The organism is Sagittula sp. SSi028, assembly GCF_048553715.1.
GTDB lineage: Bacteria > Pseudomonadota > Alphaproteobacteria > Rhodobacterales > Rhodobacteraceae > Sagittula.
In genome coordinates this window covers 209,495-228,985 of sequence record NZ_JBLZNC010000004.1, presented here as the reverse complement: position 1 = coordinate 228,985, position 19,491 = coordinate 209,495, and the positions used below count along the sequence as shown (strand labels likewise).

The 19,491-nt window shown below is 59.1% G+C and carries 15 protein-coding genes; 8 read left to right on the top strand and 7 right to left on the bottom strand.

Features of this window, described 5'->3' with window-relative positions; translation table 11 throughout:
* Positions 1–184 precede the first annotated feature (184 nt).
* Positions 185–694: a DUF6634 family protein gene (locus ACN5AZ_RS09705; protein ID WP_419428672.1), complete on the bottom strand. Its 510-nt coding sequence runs from the start codon at positions 692–694 to the stop codon at positions 185–187.
* 379 nt (positions 695–1,073) lie between these two features.
* Between ACN5AZ_RS09705 and ACN5AZ_RS09700 the strand changes: the two genes are divergently transcribed.
* Complete coding sequence (locus ACN5AZ_RS09700) at positions 1,074–1,973, top strand: metallophosphoesterase (RefSeq protein WP_419428671.1); 900 nt, start codon at positions 1,074–1,076, stop codon at positions 1,971–1,973.
* Positions 1,974–2,485: 512 nt separating this feature from the next.
* On the opposite strand, the gene ACN5AZ_RS09695 is transcribed toward ACN5AZ_RS09700, so the two are convergent.
* Entirely contained in the window at positions 2,486–2,869 is a 384-nt protein-coding gene (locus ACN5AZ_RS09695) for an HIT family protein (RefSeq protein ID WP_419428670.1), read from the bottom strand.
* A 486-nt stretch (positions 2,870–3,355) separates the two neighbouring features.
* Here ACN5AZ_RS09695 and ACN5AZ_RS09690 point away from each other — a divergent pair, with 486 nt between their 5' ends.
* Together ACN5AZ_RS09690 and ACN5AZ_RS09685 are read left to right on the top strand one after the other, a co-directional pair.
* Positions 3,356–5,389 carry a PHP domain-containing protein gene (locus ACN5AZ_RS09690; RefSeq protein WP_419428669.1) on the top strand — a complete coding sequence of 678 codons (2,034 nt, stop codon included), beginning with the start codon at positions 3,356–3,358 and terminating at the stop codon, positions 5,387–5,389.
* Positions 5,370–5,666: a hypothetical protein gene (locus ACN5AZ_RS09685; protein ID WP_419428668.1), complete on the top strand. Its 297-nt coding sequence runs from the start codon at positions 5,370–5,372 to the stop codon at positions 5,664–5,666. Before ACN5AZ_RS09690 ends, ACN5AZ_RS09685 begins: the two co-directional genes overlap by 20 nt.
* A 724-nt stretch (positions 5,667–6,390) precedes the next feature.
* Here the strand turns inward: ACN5AZ_RS09685 and secA are convergent.
* Positions 6,391–9,150, bottom strand: a complete 2,760-nt coding sequence (gene secA, locus ACN5AZ_RS09680; protein WP_419428667.1) for a preprotein translocase subunit SecA — start codon at positions 9,148–9,150, stop codon at positions 6,391–6,393.
* Between the two features lie 171 nt (positions 9,151–9,321).
* On the opposite strand from secA, the gene ACN5AZ_RS09675 reads away from it, so the two are divergent.
* From ACN5AZ_RS09675 to ACN5AZ_RS09655, 5 genes are all read left to right on the top strand, one after another.
* Positions 9,322–10,203 (top strand): peptidylprolyl isomerase, encoded by an 882-nt coding sequence (locus ACN5AZ_RS09675; RefSeq protein ID WP_419428666.1) that lies wholly within the window; start codon positions 9,322–9,324, stop codon positions 10,201–10,203.
* A 3-nt stretch (positions 10,204–10,206) separates the two neighbouring features.
* Positions 10,207–11,421, top strand: coding sequence for a bifunctional glutamate N-acetyltransferase/amino-acid acetyltransferase ArgJ (gene argJ, locus ACN5AZ_RS09670; RefSeq protein ID WP_419428665.1), 1,215 nt, complete (start codon positions 10,207–10,209; stop codon positions 11,419–11,421).
* An 88-nt stretch (positions 11,422–11,509) separates the two neighbouring features.
* Positions 11,510–11,908: an 8-oxo-dGTP diphosphatase MutT gene (gene mutT, locus ACN5AZ_RS09665; protein ID WP_419428664.1), complete on the top strand. Its 399-nt coding sequence runs from the start codon at positions 11,510–11,512 to the stop codon at positions 11,906–11,908.
* Between the two features lie 123 nt (positions 11,909–12,031).
* A complete protein-coding gene (locus ACN5AZ_RS09660; protein WP_419428663.1) occupies positions 12,032–12,994 on the top strand; it encodes a translocase in 963 nt (320 codons plus the stop codon).
* A gap of 24 nt (positions 12,995–13,018) precedes the next feature.
* The gene (locus ACN5AZ_RS09655; protein ID WP_419428662.1) at positions 13,019–14,584 is read left to right on the top strand and encodes a substrate-binding domain-containing protein; all 1,566 of its coding nucleotides are present in this window, start codon (positions 13,019–13,021) and stop codon (positions 14,582–14,584) included.
* On the opposite strand, the gene radC is transcribed toward ACN5AZ_RS09655, so the two are convergent.
* From radC to dnaK, 4 genes are all read right to left on the bottom strand, one after another.
* Entirely contained in the window at positions 14,581–15,345 is a 765-nt protein-coding gene (radC, locus tag ACN5AZ_RS09650; RefSeq protein ID WP_419428661.1) for a RadC family protein, read from the bottom strand. The two genes, ACN5AZ_RS09655 and radC, sit on opposite strands and share 4 nt — an antisense overlap.
* A 35-nt stretch (positions 15,346–15,380) precedes the next feature.
* Positions 15,381–15,986 carry a DedA family protein gene (locus tag ACN5AZ_RS09645; RefSeq protein WP_419428660.1) on the bottom strand — a complete coding sequence of 202 codons (606 nt, stop codon included), beginning with the start codon at positions 15,984–15,986 and terminating at the stop codon, positions 15,381–15,383.
* A 120-nt stretch (positions 15,987–16,106) separates the two neighbouring features.
* Complete coding sequence (gene dnaJ, locus ACN5AZ_RS09640; RefSeq protein ID WP_419428659.1) at positions 16,107–17,252, bottom strand: molecular chaperone DnaJ; 1,146 nt, start codon at positions 17,250–17,252, stop codon at positions 16,107–16,109.
* 102 nt (positions 17,253–17,354) lie between these two features.
* Positions 17,355–19,280 carry a molecular chaperone DnaK gene (gene dnaK / locus ACN5AZ_RS09635; protein ID WP_419428658.1) on the bottom strand — a complete coding sequence of 642 codons (1,926 nt, stop codon included), beginning with the start codon at positions 19,278–19,280 and terminating at the stop codon, positions 17,355–17,357.
* Positions 19,281–19,491 lie beyond the last annotated feature (211 nt).

Here is a 19,491-nt window from a genome sequence, read left to right as displayed (position 1 = left end):
GTGGCCGATTTCGCGATCAGCCGGTTGTCATGGGCGTGTGGTCCTTCCTTTCTGTCGTTGGGCACCCCTCGGTGCCGGTACGATCAGAGCTATGAGGAGGTACTGAAAGTTCGCAGAAAAAAATTTGGCGGGAGACCACATTTTTTCTCGCCAGCATTTTCGGCGCGGTCATTTCTATTTTATTTCAATGCCTTGCGACTCCATCCATCGGCGGCCACTTTGCTTCGATTTCCTCGAACTGCGGGACAAGATCCTTGCAGGCACTGCCTGCGGCGAGTTTCGTCATCAGGTTGGGGAAGTCCGCCATCGCACGGACGGCCACCTCCATCGGGACCGTGACGAAGTCCGGGGATGAGGAGATGGCAGCTTCAAGGTCCTGGGCGCCGGGGAAGAGTTCTTCCATTTCCGCCGAGAACGGTTTTCCGAGGCTGTACCAGCGACTCGCGGTCCTCGCCCATTTTTGGTCATCCGTGATGTGGATCAACCGCGAGGTCCAGACCTTCGTCTCTCCAAAGACCGGATGACGCTCTGTCCAACCGGCCAGGACCAGGTTCGACCCGACCACGGCGGTTGCCCAAAGCTCGATATGCGCGACCTCTGGATCCAGCGGGTCGGTGGGCGGCCCAGCCAGGGCCGCGTTGAAGCTGGTGATGAAACGGTTGAGGGTGCGGCGCGCTTGTTCTTCAGATGCCATTTCGATTTCCTTTCACGGCATGTCTCGACAGGTCCGACGGCAGCTATGCTGCGCCGGGTGTCGGAGACGGTGTTTTATGAGAGGCGTCTTGCCTGTGACCGTGATGGGCCGACCGCCGTTAAAGGCCCGACAACGGAAATGCTGCGAAAAACAGGACAGTGCTCAATTTCGACGGACGGCTCCGTCAGGCGCCGCATAGCGAAAGCCCGCAGAAAATCCGCGCTTTCGCATCGGTGTCGATAGAATTGTAGCTATTAAATCGTGACCCCGAGTAAGGGGCGAACGCCCGGTAGCCTTGACGGCAGCAGCGAGGTAGCCTCGCGTTCTCCCGGCCCACAATTCACGGGGCGCGGCCCCGGGGACTCGATAATCGGACACCATGCGCGACAGCTATCAACTCATCCAGCGGCCACCGCGGCCCATCCCCTCCGCAATCCCGGTGGAGGAGGAGATCTTCGCGATCGGTGACGTGCATGGCCGCGCGGGTGCGCTCCGCTCTTGCCTCTCCGATATCGCTTCACAGCCCCGAACCAAGGGCGTGCGGCGCACTGTCATCTTTCTCGGTGACATCCTCGACAGGGGTCCGGCCAGCCTCGAGGCAGTGGACCTCGCCGTCCGGGCCCGGGAACTTGCCAAGGCAGACGTGACCCACCTGCTGCCCGGCAACCATGAACTCATGTATGCTGATGCCGTCGCCGGCGCACCGTCCCTCTGGCTGATGAACGGTGGGATTGATGTCATGGATGAAGTGGATCGCGATTGGCGCGACCTCCCGTGGGCCGACGCGATGCGCGCCGTCGAAGCGCGGATGCCGTCAGGTTTCACGGATATCATCCGGGGCGCGCCGTCGCATTTCAGGATCGGCGACATCCTGTTCGTCCATGCCGGCCTCGATCCGTGCTCGGCACCGGACATACATCTCGACCGTCATCGCGCGCATGCGGACAATGACCTGCATTGGGCCTGGATCAGGCGCAGTTTCCTGGAGTGGTCCCGGGGGTGGACCTGGGATCCCACATCAAATCAATATGGAAATGGCGACGCCCTTGTCGTCCACGGGCACTCGCCGGCGATCACCCGTCCCATGTCAGCGGGGGCATCGAGCCTCGCCGCCTGTGATGTGGTCGATCCGTGCCGCCGCGTCTGTCTGGACGCCGGATCCGCACGCCTAGACCAGATTGCATGGGCGCACTTCATCCGGGTGGAGGCGACGACCATGATGCAGATCTCGGCTGCGGCGGTCATTCCACAGGTCGATCCGTCCGATCTTTTCTTGTGAGGCAATACCCGCGTTGGCATCGCCGCCACAACTGGACGACCCGTATGCGCATCGACCTCGACTTTGACCGGTCAGCCCAGCTCGGGTATCGTCAGGCACGGGGAGTTCGAAAGGACCAACAGCGTGATGGACATATTTTTCATAATCGCCGACACCTCCATCGCCGTCGGCGTCCTGATCAGCTGTACGCTCGCGTATCGCCGAACTGCCTGGGACACGGAACCGGATCCTGAAAGAGTCGAGAGGTTTATCCAGAGCGCACCAATCCATCTGCTGAACCTGCCGAGCCACGCTTAACCGAAACCCGAGGTGCAAGACGGCGAGGGTGAAACGCCGATACCAGATCGATAAACGGTTCAGGCCGGCCGACCGTTCGAAGTCGGACACGGCCCAATCCTGCCGTTCAGTCTCAAGTAGTTCGCTGCGGTGCAGCTGCACCAAACCGGCCGTTCGTCGATCTCGGGGCATTTTCGGAGGCTGAAGGTCGGCTGGGCGGACGAAGCTGCCGTCCCTCAAATTCCCGTTCTGAACAGCGCGTGGATCCCTAGGCCCTCGGATGGATCACCTTTGAAGCGCGCTATCACATGCAAATGAGCATGAAAAACATCCTGGCCTGCAGCGGCGCCCACATTCCAGCCAACTGTGAAACCATCGGCACGTCCCTTGTCGAAGCTTGCTTTGACAAACGCAAGCGCCTCAGAAATTTCCGACCACTCCTGTGCATTTAGATCAAATGGAGTTTCTATATGTCGGTGAGGAACAATCATAGCCTGATGGGGTCTATGTTCTTCAATTGATCCCAAGATAAAGAGGTGCTGCAAAACGAGTAATGGTCGATCAACCAGTAGATCGTTTTCAAGGCAAAACCTGCAGCCGGGTTCGGGGCATGTGTTCATGGGGTTTGTATCGCAATCCTTTTCAAATTACACAATGGGCTCGAAGCAGACCTTCGGCGTCATGGCAGACGTCTCGCTAAGGACCGACAGCGCGGCGAGCACTGACGGCCCTTTCCGGACATTCGCAGGCAACAAAGATGCTGCGGTGCGACCCACCCAACCGGTCGTCCGCTGCGAACGCAAAATCGAGGCGTGGGCCAACTCATAGTCCGCGGACGAATTTGCCGTACCAGACTTAGACAAACCGGACTGTCAGCGACAAGGTTGTCAGTACTTTAGCGATCAAATCTCGCCAAGCGAATTACGATCAAGGGCATATTGCCACAATGAATACACAACATATGGTTGCCGATCTGCCGTCCGCGGTGCAGGATAAGATTGACTATCTGTTGAGCGCCTTGGGCGAATGAACGAAAGAACTTCCAGGTAACGCAAGTTGCCTTGTCCGTCGGGCAAGAGGCATCTGTGTGACAAGAGTTAAGATTTATGAAAAAGATTGATTTGCATATCCACACGAAATCCAGCATCCAAGATCGGGATTTTTCGTTTAGCATGGAAGTGCTACAAAAATACGTTAGTGAAGCAGATCTGAGCTGTATTGCAATAACAAATCACAACCTTTTTGACAAGGATCAATTCATAGAGATCAAAACCGCCTTGGAAGTACTGGTTCTTCCAGGAATTGAGGTTGATGTTGAAAAGTGTCACATGCTCGTCTTGGCCGACGGTCGAGACTTGGATGACTTTTCTCAAAGGTGTGAAGAGGTTGAACGAAGGTGGCGAGCGAATGGGGTACCGCTTCGGCATGCGGATTTCGAAGAGGTTTTTGGAGACCTCCGGAAGTACATCCTTATCCCTCACTATTTGAAAGAACCAAAAATCAGCGCCGAGGCCTTGGAAAAGTTTGAAGGGCACATTCACTGTGGTGAAGTCACCAGCCCTAAGAAATTTATAACGTGCCACAATGATCCCGAAATGCTCACGCCCGTATTTTTCAGTGATTGCCGAGTAAGTGATGCCCTCACGGTACTGCCAACCAAGCATACGTTTGTCGATTGTGAAGACTTATCATTCGGTTCTCTTCGTCATGTTTTGAAAGACAAAAGAAAAGTGTCTATTTCGAAGGAGGGAGGCATTGGCCATTTTCAGATTTTCCCTGATGGGCAAAAAATCTCAACTGGACTCAATGTAATTTTAGGCGATCGGTCCTCCGGGAAATCCCACACCCTTGAAAAGATCTGTGATTGGTTTGGTGCGGAGAACACAAGATACATCCGCCAGTTTGATTTGGTTGCGCGAAATGAGGCGGAGGACGAGAAGAATTTCAAAGATTTCCTGAGTGAAAAAACCAGCCTCTTCGCACGAGATTATTTGGCCGACTTGCAGGACGCAGTAACGCACATGCTTGATATCGACCTTCAGGCAGATATGCTCGCTATTGATCAATACATTTCATCGTTACTCAGTTATGCGCGCGAGACCAGTCGGCATGACGCTTTTTCTAAGGCTAAGATGTACAATGAGGAGCCATTTTTGCGGAAGGACTTGAAAGGTCTGCAAGGCCTCATCTCCTCAACCAAGCAGCTTGTGAGCAATGTAGAGTATAGAGATGTTATAGAAAAGCACCTCGATCTGGGCGCGCTCAAAGCGTTGTACGTGGAACTCATGAGAGTTTACTGCACTCACCAGGAGTTAAACGATAAAAAGGATTGGGTTAACACGGCAGTTCATGACATCAAAGAAAAACTTCAACGAAAGTCATCAGCACCCAGTGTGGCCGATGTCGACCTCCTTAAGATTGCAAAGAACGCAAGGGCAGTTGAAAGGTTTGAAACCCTGGTAACAGCAGCCCGGAAACCCAAGACTGCACTTCGGAAGAGAAAGGGAAGTTTCGAGATTGTTGCACAAGTAGGGCCATTCAAGGGAAGCGGAGAACTAAAAAGTATATCAAGATCCAATAGAGGATTCAGCGCTGCGTTCGAAAAATACGACAAGCCGTATGAATATCTTCAAGAGCTTCGGAAAATTGGAGCTCCGGTCGAAGCTTCTGACTTTAGCAAGTATTTGACCAAGGTTGAATATAAAATTCTTAACAGGGATGGAATGGAGGCGTCAGGAGGAGAGAGGTCGGAGTTCTTCTTACTGGACAGAATCGAAGGCGCAAGCTCTGCAGACGTACTTCTCATCGATGAACCGGAATCGTCCTTTGACAACCACTTCCTGAAGGCCGAAGTTAATGAGATAATCAAAGAGATTTCGAGAAAGATGCCTGTTGTTGTTGTCACCCACAACAACACAGTCGGCGCGTCAATTCGGCCAGACTTCATCCTTTATACGAAAAAAGAGGTTTCAAATTCTGAGATTAAATGGCGAATTTTCTCTGGCTCGCCAACGAGTAAACGATTGATGTCCGTGGATGGATTGGAGATCCCGACGCGAGAGGTGCTCCTTGGAAACCTGGAGGCTGGAGTTAAAGCATATGAAGAGCGGAGCGCGGCTTATGAAGATCTTAAAGATTGAAGGTGGATGCGGTTATTTTTTGGCGAATTCTTCAGGAGAATGGTGCAAAGTAGACGAACTTGACAAGGGCGAATTGTTACATCTTCTAAACAGATTTTTGGAAGAAGATGTTGAGATGGACGCTCCTGACGGAAACAATCTTCAGAACGAGGTTCACAAGATTGTTTACTCGCACGTATTTCAGAAACTATCGGCGTTAACGGAAAGCAAATCTTCTTTCAAGGATGATAGTGAGCGCCTCTATTTTGATGAAATCAATAAGTATTCTTCAGCATAATGGCGGGCTAAAATCCGTCATGATATCCTGGCTCTGTCAAGATCCGCTTTGGTCGGCTTTTTTTCGTCCACAGACGCCGCAATCTTAACAGGCCGCTGAAAAATCCGAGGATCGCGCTTTCGACGCCAGAGTGCGTCAGTTTCCGGGCTCTCTCGACGATCTGGTGACAACCCGGCGGATCGAACCCTGACGAGCGCGGCGATAGGCGGGAGGCTCAGACATTTTTCAGCGGCCTGTTAAACGAAACAGTATTGGAAAACGAGATTCGCCCTCAATCCAAATTGTCGCGCGCTCGGTCGCGTATGCTTGAATGGATGTCCGCTTTGACAGTGGACTGGGTTGCGTAGTCACGTGCAGCGAACGGCAACTCTCCGCCCTGGGTGCCGAATACTTCATGTTCGGCGCGCAGCACAGAAGCTCCGCCGCTGAAGCCCGCGGTACAAATGGTGTACGGTCCGCGTACGATCGGTCAGCTGGACTGGACGGGTACGTCGAGGCGCGTGGTCAGAAGTCGGTCGACCGCTAGTCCGTGTCGCGTGCCAGTGTTCCGCTCTCGTGGCACTTGGGCGAGCACCTCCGGAAACGTGGTAAACAAAATAAATTTTCCGTATCCGGCTCTCTAAATGAAGTAGGGGCGCCTCTCGGCACCCCTATATACAGATCTTGGGACAAACTTACCCGGATTCGGGACGAACTTGGCCGTCTTCTTCAAACAGAAGATGCGTTACAGTTTGCCGTGGCAGTGTTTGAATTTCAGGCCCGAGCCGCAGGGGCAAGGGTCGTTGCGGCCGGGGTTGCCCCAGGTGGATTGGTCGGTTTCGTCGAAACCGGGCAGTGCGCCGTCCGGAGCGGAACCTTCGGCCTGTGCTTCGCCCGCAGCGGGGGTCGCCGCCACACCGGCCGCCGCGGCAGCAGAACCTGCGGCGCCCGCCTGCTGGGCCGCTGCTGCCTTTTGCATCGCCTCTTGCTGGGCGCGCAACTCGGCCATCATTTTCTGGCGTTCTTCCTCGGTCATCGGGCGGACCTGGCTGAGCTGTTCGGTCACGTCCTCACGCAGCCCGTCAAGCAGGTTCTCGAACAGTTGGAAGGCTTCGTTCTTGTATTCGTTCAGCGGGTCACGCTGGGCATAGCCACGGAAACCAACAACCGATCGCAGATGCTCCAGCGTTAGCAGGTGTTCGCGCCATTTCTTGTCGATGGTTTGCAGCAGGAACTGCTTTTCGACCGAACGCATGGTGTCGGGCCCAAAGGCCGCTTCTTTTTCCGCCATCATCTTGGCGGTCAGCTCTTCAAGGCGCTCGCGGATCACGTCCTGATCCACGCCATCTTCTTCGGCCCATGCGATGACAGGCGCATCGACGCCCAGCTTCTGGATGCCCGCGGCGTACAGCCCCTGCACGTCCCACTGGTCGGCATAGCTGCGCGGCGGGCAATAGATGTCGACCAGCTCGTCGATCACCTCTTCGCGCATCTCGGTCACGATCTCCGAGATATCGGCACTTTCCATGATCTCGCGGCGCTGGCCAAAGATGACCTTGCGCTGATCGTTCATCACGTCATCGAACTTCAGCAGTTGTTTACGAATGTCGAAGTTGCGGCCTTCGACCTTGGCCTGTGCGCGCTCGAGCGATTTGTTGACCCAAGGGTGCACGATGGCCTCGCCCTCTTTCATGCCAAGACCGGACAGAACCTTGTCCAGACGTTCCGAGCCGAAGATGCGCATCAGGTCGTCGTCAAGCGACAGGAAGAAGGACGACCGCCCCGGATCCCCCTGACGGCCCGAACGGCCGCGCAGCTGGTTGTCGATCCGGCGGCTTTCGTGACGCTCTGTGGCGAGGACGAACAGGCCACCGGCCTCCTTGACCGCTTTTTCGTCGGCCTTGTGGGCCTCTTCGATCCGGGTCCGCAGCTCTTCGGGGTCGCTGTCAGGGTTGGCGGCGATGGCTTCCATGATCTTGAACTCGACGTTGCCGCCCAGTTTGATGTCGGTGCCGCGGCCTGCCATGTTGGTGGCGATGGTGATGGCCCCCAGTTTGCCCGCGTCGGCGACGATCTGCGCCTCTTGCTCATGCTGGCGCGCGTTCAGAACGTTGTGCGGCAACTGCGCCTGCGTCAGCAACTGGCTGAGCATCTCGGACTTTTCGATCGAGGTCGTGCCCACCAGAACCGGCTGCTGCTTTTTATGCGCCTTAGTGATTTCCTCGACGATGGCCGCGTATTTCTCCTGCGCGGTGCGATAGACGCGGTCGTCCTCGTCGATCCGTGCGATGGGCCGGTTTGTCGGCACTTCAACCACGCCAAGACCGTAGATCTCGCGGAATTCCTCGACCTCGGTGGCGGCGGTGCCGGTCATGCCACCCAGCTTGTCATACAGGCGGAAGTAATTCTGGAAGGTCACAGAGGCCAGCGTGACGTTTTCCGGTTTGATCTCGACACCCTCTTTGGCCTCGATCGCCTGATGCAGACCATCGGACAAACGGCGCCCGGCCATCATGCGGCCTGTGAATTCGTCGATCAGCATCACTTCGCCGTCGCGGACGATGTAATCCTTGTCCTTCTGGAACAGCTTATGCGCGCGGATCGCCTGATTGACGTGGTGCACAACGGTGGTCGATTCGGGATCGTACAGCGACTGCCCCTCGGGCAGCAGACCGCGCGCCTGCAGGTTTTCCTCGAGGTATTCGTTGCCTTCATCGGTGAAGGTCACGTTGCGGGTCTTTTCATCGACGCTGAAGTGGTCGTCGGCCAGCTCGGGGATGAATTTGTCGACAGAGACATACAGCTCGGACCGGTCATCGGCAGGGCCGGAGATGATCAGCGGCGTCCGCGCCTCGTCGATCAGGATGCTGTCGACCTCGTCAACGATAGCGAAATAGTGATCGCGCTGGTGGATTTGTGCAATGTCGGATTTCATATTGTCGCGCAGATAATCGAACCCAAGCTCGTTGTTGGTGGCGTAGGTGATATCACAGGCATAGGCCTGCGCCTTTTCATCATCGGGCTGGCGGGGGTAGATCACGCCGGTGTTCAGACCCAAGGCGGCATAGACCTTGGCCATCCATTCGGCGTCACGCTTGGCGAGGTAGTCGTTGACCGTGACCACATGCACGCCGCGTCCGGTCAGCGCATTGAGATAGGCGGCAAAGGTCGACATCAGCGTCTTGCCCTCGCCCGTCTTCATCTCGGCGATGTTGCCCTGATGCAAAAAGATGCCGCCCATCAGCTGCACATCATAGGCCCGCAGGCCCAGTGCGCGCTTTGCGCCCTCGCGGCAGTTGGCAAAGGCCTCGGGCAGCAGGCTGTCCAGCGACTCACCTTTGGCGAGACGGTCCTTGAACTCTTCCGTCTTGGCGATCAGCCCCGCATCGTCGAGCTTTTCAAAGTCAGGCTCCAGCGCGTTGATCTTTTCCACCAGCGGGCGGGTGGCCTTGATCTTGCGGTCATTTGCTGTGCCAAAGACCTTGCGCGCGATTTTTCCCAACATGCCTGAATACCTGTTCTCGGTTTCGTGTGAGGCATCTGCTTGCCCGCCTGAACCCAAGCCAATACACAAGGCCCGAGAGACCGGCCACGCAGGGCCCTTGCGGCATGTAAGCGGCAGGTTGGTAAGTGTCAACGCCACCGCTGGATGCGGCAGGCGGATGAGGAGGACGGTATGTCTAAAACCACACGTGATCTAAAGCTGGGCGCAGCCCTCGTATCGCTGATGCTGGCGCTGCCCGCCGGTGCCATGGCACAGGACGACGCGCCCGTCGTCGGCAAAGAAGCGCTTGATCAGGTTGTCGCCACCGTGGGCGGAACCGAGATCACCATGGGCCACATGATCATCGCCAAGGCGTCGCTGCCCGAACAGTATCAGCAGATCCCCGATGACCAGCTTTATGACGGCCTGCTGCGGCAGCTGATCCAGCAAGAGGTGCTGTCCCAGTCTGAGGACGCCACCGACACGGATCTGGTGCGCCTGTCGCTGGAAAACGAAACCCGCTCCCTGCGCGCAGCCGTCGCCATCACCGAGGTGGCAGACCGCGCCGTCACCGACGAGATGGTTGAAGCGGCCTACAAACGCGACTACGTCGATGCAGAACAGGGCAAGGAATACAACGCCTCGCACATCCTGCTGGAAACAGAGGAAGAGGCCAAAGCCGTGCTGGCCGAGGTCAAGGGAGATGCCGATTTCGCCAACGTCGCGCGGGAGAAATCCACCGGCCCCTCCGGCCCCAACGGCGGCTCGCTGGGCTGGTTCGGTGCGGGCACCATGGTCGCAGAGTTCCAGACCGCTGTGGAATCGCTGAACCCCGGCGACATCACCGGCCCGATCGAAACCCAGTTCGGCTGGCATGTGATCAAACTCAACGACACCCGCGCGCTCGAAGCGCCCACCCTGGACGAGGTGCGCGACCAGATCACCCAGCAACTGCAGCAAGAAGCCGTCGAGGCGCATATTACCGAACTCACCGAAGCCGCCGATATCTCGCAGCCGCCCCAGACCGAAATCGACCCGTCGCTGCTGTCGGCCACCCAGCTGCTGGAAGACTGACCCATGGCGATCTCCCCTCTCGCGCCGGCTTCCTTCCCGGCGCTTCCGGTCATTCAGGGCGTGCGCTTTGCCGCGGTCGAGGCCGGTGTAAAATACAAAAACCGCGTCGATGTGATGTTGGCGGTGCTGGATCCGGGCAGCTCCGTGGCAGGCGTGTTCACACGCTCTGCCACCCGTTCTGCGCCGGTATTGGACTGTCAGGCAAAAATTGCCGGCGACAGCGATGCGGGCGCCGCCATTCTGGTGAACTCCGGCAACTCCAACGCCTTCACAGGCCGCGCCGGGGAAACATCTGTCGCCGCCATTTGCACCGCTGTAGCGCAGGCGACCGGCCTGCCAGAGGATCGCATATTCACCTCGTCAACCGGTGTGATCGGCCAGCCTCTGCCGCATGACCGCATCATCGCAAAACTCGCAGAGGCAACCGGCGCCCTCTCGCCCGATTCCCTCCCCGATGCCGCGCGCGCGATCATGACGACCGACACCTTTGCCAAGGGTGCTACGCGCACCGTCTCGGTAGATGGCAAAGATGTGCAGATCGCAGGCATCGCCAAAGGCTCCGGCATGATCGCCCCCGATATGGCGACGATGCTGGTCTATGTCTTCACGGATGCGAAAATCAGCCGCGCCGCACTGCAAAAGCTCGTCTCGGAGGCCAACGCACGCACCTTCAACAACATCACCGTCGACAGCGACACCTCCACCTCGGACACGCTGCTGATGGGTGCAACAGGCGCATCAGGTGTAGACGTCGAAGGCAACGCCGATTTCGCCACCGCTGTGCACGATGTCTTCCGCGAGCTCGCGCATCTGGTGGTCAAAGACGGTGAAGGTGCCACCAAATTTGTCACCGTCAACGTCACAGGTGCGGCCTCCGGTGACGACGCTCGCACCCATGCGCTGGCCATCGCGAACTCTCCATTGGTCAAGACAGCCATCGCGGGCGAAGACCCGAACTGGGGGCGGATCGTCATGGCCATCGGCAAAAGCGGCGCCGCCGCCGATCGCGACGCCCTGACCATCCGCTTCGGCGATGTGCTGGTGGCGGAAAACGGCTGGGTTTCTCCGGATTACGCCGAGGAACAAGGCGCCGCCGTGATGAAGCAGCCGGAAATCAGCATCGATGTCGACATCGGCCTTGGTCAGGGTGCGGCAACGGTCTGGACCTGCGACCTGACCCACGGCTACATCTCGATCAACGCCGACTATCGGTCCTGATCGCGACTGCGCGCTTTTTCTTGGTCGAAATACCTCGGGGTGCGGGGCAGAGCCCCGCCTCCGCCCCGTCCTACAGGAGCCTCCCACTATGAAGATCATCCTCGTTTCCGCCGTCGCGCTGATCGACACCGACGGGCGCGTTTTGCTGGCCCAGCGGCCCGAAGGCAAATCCATGGCGGGCCTGTGGGAGTTTCCCGGCGGCAAGATCGAGCCCGGCGAAACACCTGAGGCCGCCTTGGTGCGCGAACTCCACGAGGAACTGGGGATCGAAACATGGGACAGCTGTCTGGCGCCGCTGACCTTTGCCTCGCACAGCTACGATGATTTTCACCTGCTGATGCCGCTTTTCGCCTGTCGCAAATGGAATGGCACCGTGCAGTCCAAGGAAGGTCAGGCGCTGAAATGGGTCCGCCCGCAAGCGCTGCGTGACTACCCGATGCCGCCTGCGGATCTCCCGCTGATTCCGATTCTGCGCGACTGGCTTTGACTCTGACGCGGAAACAATACGCACGTCTAAAGTGTAAAAGCCTTCAAGAATCCCCCTGTCCGCCCAATCTCGGCCACAGTTGCGCTCCACTTATGTCCCGAACCCAAGGGACAGGAGCCCGCCATGCCACTGCACATTAAACTGCCGGAATTTGCGCGCGAAACACGCCTGCGCGCGGCGATTGCAGGCATCACCCTCTGCGCGGCTCTGGGCATTGGATATGTCATGCAATACGGTGGCACGGCCCCCGCGCAGCCCCCTGTGACCGGCCCCGTGGAACTGACGGCCATCAGCCCCACTTCTTCGGTCGGTGCGCGCCCCGCGCCCCGTCCGACCGCCCCCCAGCCCACGCCAGTGGCTTTGGACGAACCGGCTCTGCCACCACAAGATGTGCCCGTAACCTCGAATTGCCCCGTATCGCTTGACCTTGCGCCCGGCGCAGGTGCGCTGATCGCGGCGACCCTGACCGCGCCGTGCCATGCGGCAGAGCGGGTCACCTTTCATCACCAAGGCATGATGTTCACCGACCGCATGCCAGATGACGGCCCCCTGACCGTCACCCTGCCCGCCCTGTCGCAGACCGCACTGGTGATGACATCTTTTGCCTCTGGCGCGACCGCCACCGCCGTCGCCGCAGTGCCCACGCTGGAGTTCTATGACCGGATCGTGGTGCAGTGGACCGGCACCACCGGTCTGGGGCTCCACGCCCGGGAATTCGGGTCGGACTATTTCGCCACCGGCCACATCCACGCAAAGGCGCGTGGCGATCTGGCGGATGCCGCACGCGGCATCGGTGGCTTTATGCAGACACTTGGCCGCCCCGATATGCCCGACGCACAGCAGGCGCAGGTCTATTCCTTTCCCATCGGGGCCGCGACCCGCTCCGGCGATATCCACCTGACAGTGGAGGCGGAAATCACACCCGCCAATTGCAACCGCCAAATAGAGGCGCAAACCCTACAACTGCGCACCGATCACATCCTGCGGACCCGCAGTGTAACGCTGGATATGCCGGAATGCGGCGGCACGGGTGACTTTCTGGTGTTGAAAAACCTCGTCGAAGACCTGACAATCGCCGCCAAGTAAAACAGGCGATCTACGAGGGGCATCATGACAATCTGGCGTGCGGCGTGTTGCGCCGCGCTTATCTGTCTGCATGCCGTTTGGGCTGCCAGCCCCGCCAATGCTCAGGACATCACTCTGCAATCGCGTGATGGCAGTATCGAGATCACCGGCACCCTGTTGGGCTTTGATGGCGAATTCTACCGCGTCGACACCGAATTCGGGGAGCTCACCGTCGATGGCTCTGGCGTGAATTGCGACGGGGTCGGCTGCCCGTCGTTGACCGATTACGTGGCAGAGATGCGCATTTCGGGATCGTCGACGTTGGGCCGCGTGATGATGCCCGCCTTGGTCGAGGCTTTCGCCCGGCGCAACGGCCTGACCGCCACCCGCACGACGCAGGACGACACACATTTCATCTACACCCTGCGCAACGCCGACACCGGCCGCGACGTGGGACGGTTCCATTTCCGTGTCACCAATACCGACGAAGGGTTTGCCGATCTTCTGGCGGGCGAGGCCGACATGGTCATGGCCCTGCGCGCGGTGCGCAAGACCGAAGCGACCCGCGCACGCGAGGCCGGTCTGGGCGATCTGACCCTCTCCAACCGGTCCACCGTGCTGGCGCTGGATGCGCTGGTGCCTGTGGTCTCACCGGGCAATCCGGTCGATCAGATCACCCTGTCCGACCTTCTTTCGATCCTGACAGGGCGGGAAACCAACTGGGCGGCCTTTGGCGGCCCCGATGCGCCGATCACCGTGCATCTGCGCGATGCCGGGTCAGGGCTGGCTCAGGGGATGGAGGACAAGCTGCTTGCCCCTGTCGACGCGCAAATCGGCCCTGCGGTGCGGCATACGTCAAACGATGCTTTGGCCACGGCAGTGGCGCGCGATCCCTTTGGCCTTGGGGTTGCAAGCTTTGCCGAGGTTGGCGACGCCAAACCGCTGCCGCTGGCGGGGCGCTGCGGCTTTGCCCTGACGGCGGCCCGCCGTAGCATCAAGACCGAAGATTACCCGCTGACCACGCAGGCGTTTTTGTACATTCCGGCGCGCAGGCTGCCCGCCTTGGCGCGCGATTTTCTGCGCTACACCCGCAGTGAGGCGGCGCAGATCGTCATTCGCCGCGCGGGCTTTGTCGATCAATCACCCGAACGCGTGCCGACAGAGATCCAGGGCAACCGTCTTGCCAATGCCATCACCGTGGCCGAAGGGGCGGATGGCTTGGGCGAGCTGCAACGGCTGGTAACCCGCATGATGCCCATGCAACGGCTGACGACCTCCTTCCGGTTCGAGCCGGGCTCCTCCCGACTAGATGCGCAATCGCGATCTAACGTGCTGCAACTGGCGCAAGCGTTGGAGGCCGGAGACTATGACGGGCAGACGCTTTTGTTCGTTGGCTTTTCCGATGGCCAAGGCCCGGCCAGTGCCAATCTGAACATCGCCCGCAAACGGGCCGAAGCGGTAAGGATCGCGGTAGAGCTGGCTGCGGAAACCGCTGATTTTGACCGAACGAAGCTGGCATCCGACGCCTTTGGCGAGGCCATGCCCATGGCCTGCGACGATACCGTTTGGGGGCGCGAGGCCAACCGCCGCGTCGAAGTCTGGGTGCGCTAAAGCAGCCCCTCTGACCGAAAGCTTAATTCGCGGGATTTTCCGATGACAAGGTGATCGTGCAGGACGATCCCCAGCGCATCCGCTGCGGATTGGATTTGTTCGGTCACCACGATGTCGGCCTCCGACGGGGTGGGATCGCCAGAGGGATGATTGTGTACCAAAATCATCGCCGTGGCGTTCAATTCAAGCGCGCGTTTGACCACCTCGCGCGGGTAGACGGGCACATGATCCACCGTGCCACGCGCCTGCTGTTCATCGGCGATCAGGACGTTTTTACGATCCAGATACAGAACGCGGAACTGTTCGATGTCGCCATGGGCCATGGCGGTCTGGCAATAATCCAATAGCGCGTTCCAACTGCTAAGGACAGGCTTCTGGATCACACGGGAACGGGCAAGCCGGTGGGCCGCAGCCTCGACGATCTTCAATTCGCAAATGACCGCATCGCCAACGCCGTTCAGCTCGGCCAAGCGGTTGCGCGGGGCGGACAGCACCCCATTGAAATCACCAAACGCGTCCAGCAAAGCACGGGCCAAAGGTTTCACATCACGGCGCGGAATGGCCCGAAACAGCACCAATTCCAGCATTTCGTAATCCGGCATGGCATCCGCCCCGCCCGTTAGAAACCGTTCACGCAATCGGGCACGATGGTCGCGGATATAGGACGGCTGCGTCTGTTTCGCCGGTGCCGGATCGACCGGCACCTCGTCATGGGCGAAAAGCGCCGCTTGGGAATCGGAAAACTGTCGGGGCCCTGTCATGGGCTTAGGGTTGGGCCGCAAAGCTGAATATCGGGTTAACCCTGTTGCCGCTTATTATAAGTCGCCACACGCCACAGGTAGACAGCAACCAGCCCAACCACGACCGCGGTACTGACAGGATTAAGCCACGCCTGCACCTTGTCATATCCACCCTCCAGCCAATAGCCTGCGAGGGTCAGCGCCGAGGTCCAGGCCAATGTGCCCACCGCGCTGAGACCCAGAAACCAAAGGCGTGGCATGCGGCGCACACCGGCAGGGACGGAAATCAATGTCCGCACCGTGGGGATAAGGCGCCCGATCAGCACAGCCGCCCCACCATGCCGGTCGAACCACGCGTCGGCGCGGTCCAGCTCGTCAGGAGAGATCGACAGCCAGCGCCCGTGCCTGTGTGTCAGGCGGCACAGACGATCAAAGCCGACCCGACGCGCCAGCCAATACCACAAGTACACACCGGCCAAGGATCCCGCGCTGCCCGACAGGATCACCCAGATCAGCGACATATCCCCCCGCGCGGCGTTAAATCCCGCAAGCGGCATGATCAGTTCGGACGGGATCGGCGGAAAGACATTCTCAAGGAACATAAGCAGGGCGACCCCGAAGGCCCCCATCTGATCCACAAGACCCGAAATCCAGTCAAACACCGCCATACCTCCATGCAAAAGGCCCGCGTGTCTCACGCGGGCCTTTATCAAACCAATGATATGGTCATGAGTTCCGAAGGTCGGCACCGGGCGATGCCGCCCGCCGCAGACAGGGCTGCGTCACCCCTTCATGGAATCCCAGAAGTTGCGGACGGAGCTGAAAAAGCTTTTGCTCTCAGGGTTGTTGTCCTCGGAGAGGTCTTCGAACTCCTGCAGCAGCTCTTTCTGGCGCGATGTCAGGTTCACCGGCGTCTCGACCGCCAGCTCGATGAACATATCGCCCGAGGCACCACCACGCAGGGCAGGCATCCCCTTGCCGCGCAGACGCATCTGGCGTCCCGATTGCGACCCGGCGGGGATTTTCACCCGCGAGCGGCCGCCATCAATGGTGGGCACCTCGATATCACCGCCCAGCGCTGCGGTCGCCATGGACACAGGCACGCGGCAGTGCAGCTCAGAGGCTTCGCGTTCGAAAATCTTGTGCGGTTCCACCTCGATGAAGATGTACAGATCCCCCGGAGGACCACCGCGCATGCCGGCCTCGCCCTCGCCTGCAAGGCGAATACGGGTGCCGGTTTCCACACCTGCGGGGATGTTCACCGACAGGGCGCGTTCCTTTTGAACACGGCCCGCGCCGCCACAGTTGTTGCAGGGGTTCTTGATGATCTGGCCCATGCCCGAACAGGTCGGGCAGGTCCGTTCAACCGTAAAGAACCCTTGGGTCGCGCGCACCTTGCCCATACCGGAACAGGTCGGACAAGTCGTGGGTTCAGAGCCCCCTTCCGAGCCGGAGCCATCGCAGACATTACATTGCACCGAGGTCGGCACATTGATTGTCTTGGCCATCCCGTTGAAGGCATCTTCGAGAGTGATCCGCAGGTTATAGCGCAGATCGGCCCCGCGCGTGGCGCGCTGGCGTCCGCCTTGGCGGCCCCCCATCATGTCGCCGAACAGATCGTCGAACACGTCAGAGAACGCGCTGGCAAAGTCAGGATTGCCGCCCGGCCCACCGGGTCGACCGCCGCCACCGCCCATGCCGCCTTCAAAGGCCGCGTGACCGAACCGGTCGTAAGATGCCTTTTTCTCGGCGTCTTTCAGGACGTCGTAAGCCTCGTTGGCTTCTTTGAATTGGTTCTCGGCGTCGGGGTTGTCCGCGTTGCGGTCGGGATGCAGTTCCTTGGCCTTCTTGCGATAGGCTTTCTTGATCTCATCCGCCGAAGCGCCCTTCGCCACGCCGAGCACATCGTAATAATCACGCTTGGACATTCATGCCCTCCTCTCGGCCCAGATTTCCGATCCCGCTGGATCAGCAGAAAGGGCCGGTCCGGCGTCCGGACCGGCCCCATTCATGTTTCCGGGCGCCCGGCGTTAGCCGCGCTTGTTGTCGTCCAGATCTTCGAAGTCGGCATCGACGATGGTGTCGTCGTCTGCCGCGCCCGAAGCATCATCGGCCGCCTGCGGCTCATCCGCGCCACCGTCTTCGGCTTGGGCCTTATAGATGGCCTCACCAAGACGCATGGAGGCTTCGGTCACGTTCTGAATGCCGGACTTCAGCTTCTCTGCGGACACGTCGTCCTTTTCCAGATCGTCCTTCAGCGCAGCCACGGCCAGTTCGATGGCTTCGACGGTCGACGGATCGACCTTGTCGCCATGTTCCTCGACGTGCTTTTCGGTCTGGTGGATCAGGCTTTCCGCTTGGTTGCGGGCCTCGACCAGTTCCTTACGCTCTTTGTCGGCGTCGGCATTTTCCTCCGCCTCGCGGACCATGCGTTCGATGTCCTCGTCGGACAGACCACCGGATGCCTGGATCGTGATCTTCTGCTCTTTGTTGGTGCCTTTGTCCTTGGCACCCACGGACACGATGCCGTTGGCGTCGATGTCAAAGGTCACTTCGATCTGCGGCATGCCGCGCGGTGCGGGCGGGATGTCCTCGAGGTTGAACTGGCCGAGCATCTTGTTGTCGGCCGCCATCTCGCGCTCACCCTGGAACACACGGATCGTCACGGCGTTCTGGTTGTCTTCCGCGGTCGAGAACACCTGCGACTTCTTCGTCGGGATGGTGGTGTTGCGGTCGATCAGACGGGTGAACACGCCACCCAGCGTCTCGATCCCCAGCGACAGCGGGGTCACGTCCAGCAGCACCACGTCCTTGACGTCGCCTTGCAGAACACCGGCCTGAATGGCCGCGCCCATGGCGACGACTTCATCCGGGTTCACACCCTTGTGCGGCTCCTTGCCAAAGAACTTGGTCACCTCTTCGATGACCTTGGGCATACGTGTCTGACCACCGACCAGAACGACCTCGTCGATGTCGGAGGTGGTGAGACCTGCGTCCTTCAGGGCCGCCTGACAGGGCTTGATCGAGTTCTTGATCAGATCACCAACGAGGCTTTCCAGCTTGGCGCGGGTCAGCTTCATGACAAGGTGCAGCGGTGTGCCGCCAGCGCCCATCGAGATGAACGGCTGGTTGATTTCTGTCTGTGTGGCCGAGGACAGCTCGATCTTGGCCTTTTCTGCCGCCTCTTTCAGACGCTGCAGGGCCATCTTGTCCTTGGTCAGATCGACCGAGTGCTCTTTCTTGAACTGGTCCGCCAGATAGTTGACGATCCGCATGTCGAAGTCTTCACCACCAAGGAAGGTATCACCGTTGGTGGATTTCACTTCGAACAGGCCATCGTCGATTTCGAGGATGGTCACGTCGAACGTACCGCCACCAAGGTCATAGACCGCGATGGTGCGGGTTTCTTTCTTGTCCAGACCATAGGCCAGTGCGGCTGCAGTCGGTTCGTTGATGATGCGCAGCACCTCAAGGCCGGCAATCTTGCCCGCGTCTTTGGTGGCCTGACGCTGGGCGTCGTTGAAGTACGCGGGGACGGTGATAACCGCCTGCGTGACTTCTTCGCCAAGGTAGGACTCGGCGGTCTCTTTCATCTTCTGCAGGGTGAATGCGGAGATCTGCGAGGGCGAGAATTTCTCGCCACGGATCTCGACCCATGCGTCGCCGTTGCCACCGTCCACGATTTTGTAGGGGACGATGTCCTTGTCCTTGGTCACTTCGGCGTCGGTGGTGCGACGGCCGATCAGACGCTTGACAGCAAATACTGTGTTTTCGGGGTTGGTCACAGCCTGACGCTTGGCCGGCTGACCCACAAGACGCTCGTCTTCGGTGAAACCGACGATGGACGGTGTCGTCCGCGCGCCTTCGGCGTTCTCGATCACACGTGCCTGCGAACCATCCATGATGGCGACGCAGGAGTTTGTGGTCCCGAGGTCGATGCCAATCACTTTACCCATGTTTTCGATCCCTTTCTGTCTCAAGGCGATACAACGAGGCGAAAGGCCCGTACCGGCGCCCGTACCCCGTATTTTGTAACGCGACCGGATACCCGTTTCGCGCGTTCGGAGGGTATATAAGGAGGCCCTCCTGCTTTGCCAAGCGCCCGAGGCCACGCAAATTTCATTTCCCGTGACGGAAGCCTGTCTATGCTGCGATTCCCTGCAACGG

Excerpts from the sequence above, each read along its gene's own strand:
- ACN5AZ_RS09705 (WP_419428672.1), bottom strand. The coding sequence starts at position 694 with ATGGCATCTGAAGAACAAGCGCGCCGCACCCTCAACCGTTTCATCACC.
- ACN5AZ_RS09700 (WP_419428671.1), top strand. The coding sequence starts at position 1,074 with ATGCGCGACAGCTATCAACTCATCCAGCGGCCACCGCGGCCCATCCCC.
- ACN5AZ_RS09695 (WP_419428670.1), bottom strand. The coding sequence starts at position 2,869 with ATGAACACATGCCCCGAACCCGGCTGCAGGTTTTGCCTTGAAAACGAT.
- ACN5AZ_RS09690 (WP_419428669.1), top strand. The coding sequence starts at position 3,356 with ATGAAAAAGATTGATTTGCATATCCACACGAAATCCAGCATCCAAGAT.
- ACN5AZ_RS09685 (WP_419428668.1), top strand. The coding sequence starts at position 5,370 with ATGAAGATCTTAAAGATTGAAGGTGGATGCGGTTATTTTTTGGCGAAT.
- secA (WP_419428667.1), bottom strand. The coding sequence starts at position 9,150 with ATGTTGGGAAAAATCGCGCGCAAGGTCTTTGGCACAGCAAATGACCGC.
- ACN5AZ_RS09675 (WP_419428666.1), top strand. The coding sequence starts at position 9,322 with ATGTCTAAAACCACACGTGATCTAAAGCTGGGCGCAGCCCTCGTATCG.
- argJ (WP_419428665.1), top strand. The coding sequence starts at position 10,207 with ATGGCGATCTCCCCTCTCGCGCCGGCTTCCTTCCCGGCGCTTCCGGTC.
- mutT (WP_419428664.1), top strand. The coding sequence starts at position 11,510 with ATGAAGATCATCCTCGTTTCCGCCGTCGCGCTGATCGACACCGACGGG.
- ACN5AZ_RS09660 (WP_419428663.1), top strand. The coding sequence starts at position 12,032 with ATGCCACTGCACATTAAACTGCCGGAATTTGCGCGCGAAACACGCCTG.
- ACN5AZ_RS09655 (WP_419428662.1), top strand. The coding sequence starts at position 13,019 with ATGACAATCTGGCGTGCGGCGTGTTGCGCCGCGCTTATCTGTCTGCAT.
- radC (WP_419428661.1), bottom strand. The coding sequence starts at position 15,345 with ATGACAGGGCCCCGACAGTTTTCCGATTCCCAAGCGGCGCTTTTCGCC.
- dnaJ (WP_419428659.1), bottom strand. The coding sequence starts at position 17,252 with ATGTCCAAGCGTGATTATTACGATGTGCTCGGCGTGGCGAAGGGCGCT.
- dnaK (WP_419428658.1), bottom strand. The coding sequence starts at position 19,280 with ATGGGTAAAGTGATTGGCATCGACCTCGGGACCACAAACTCCTGCGTC.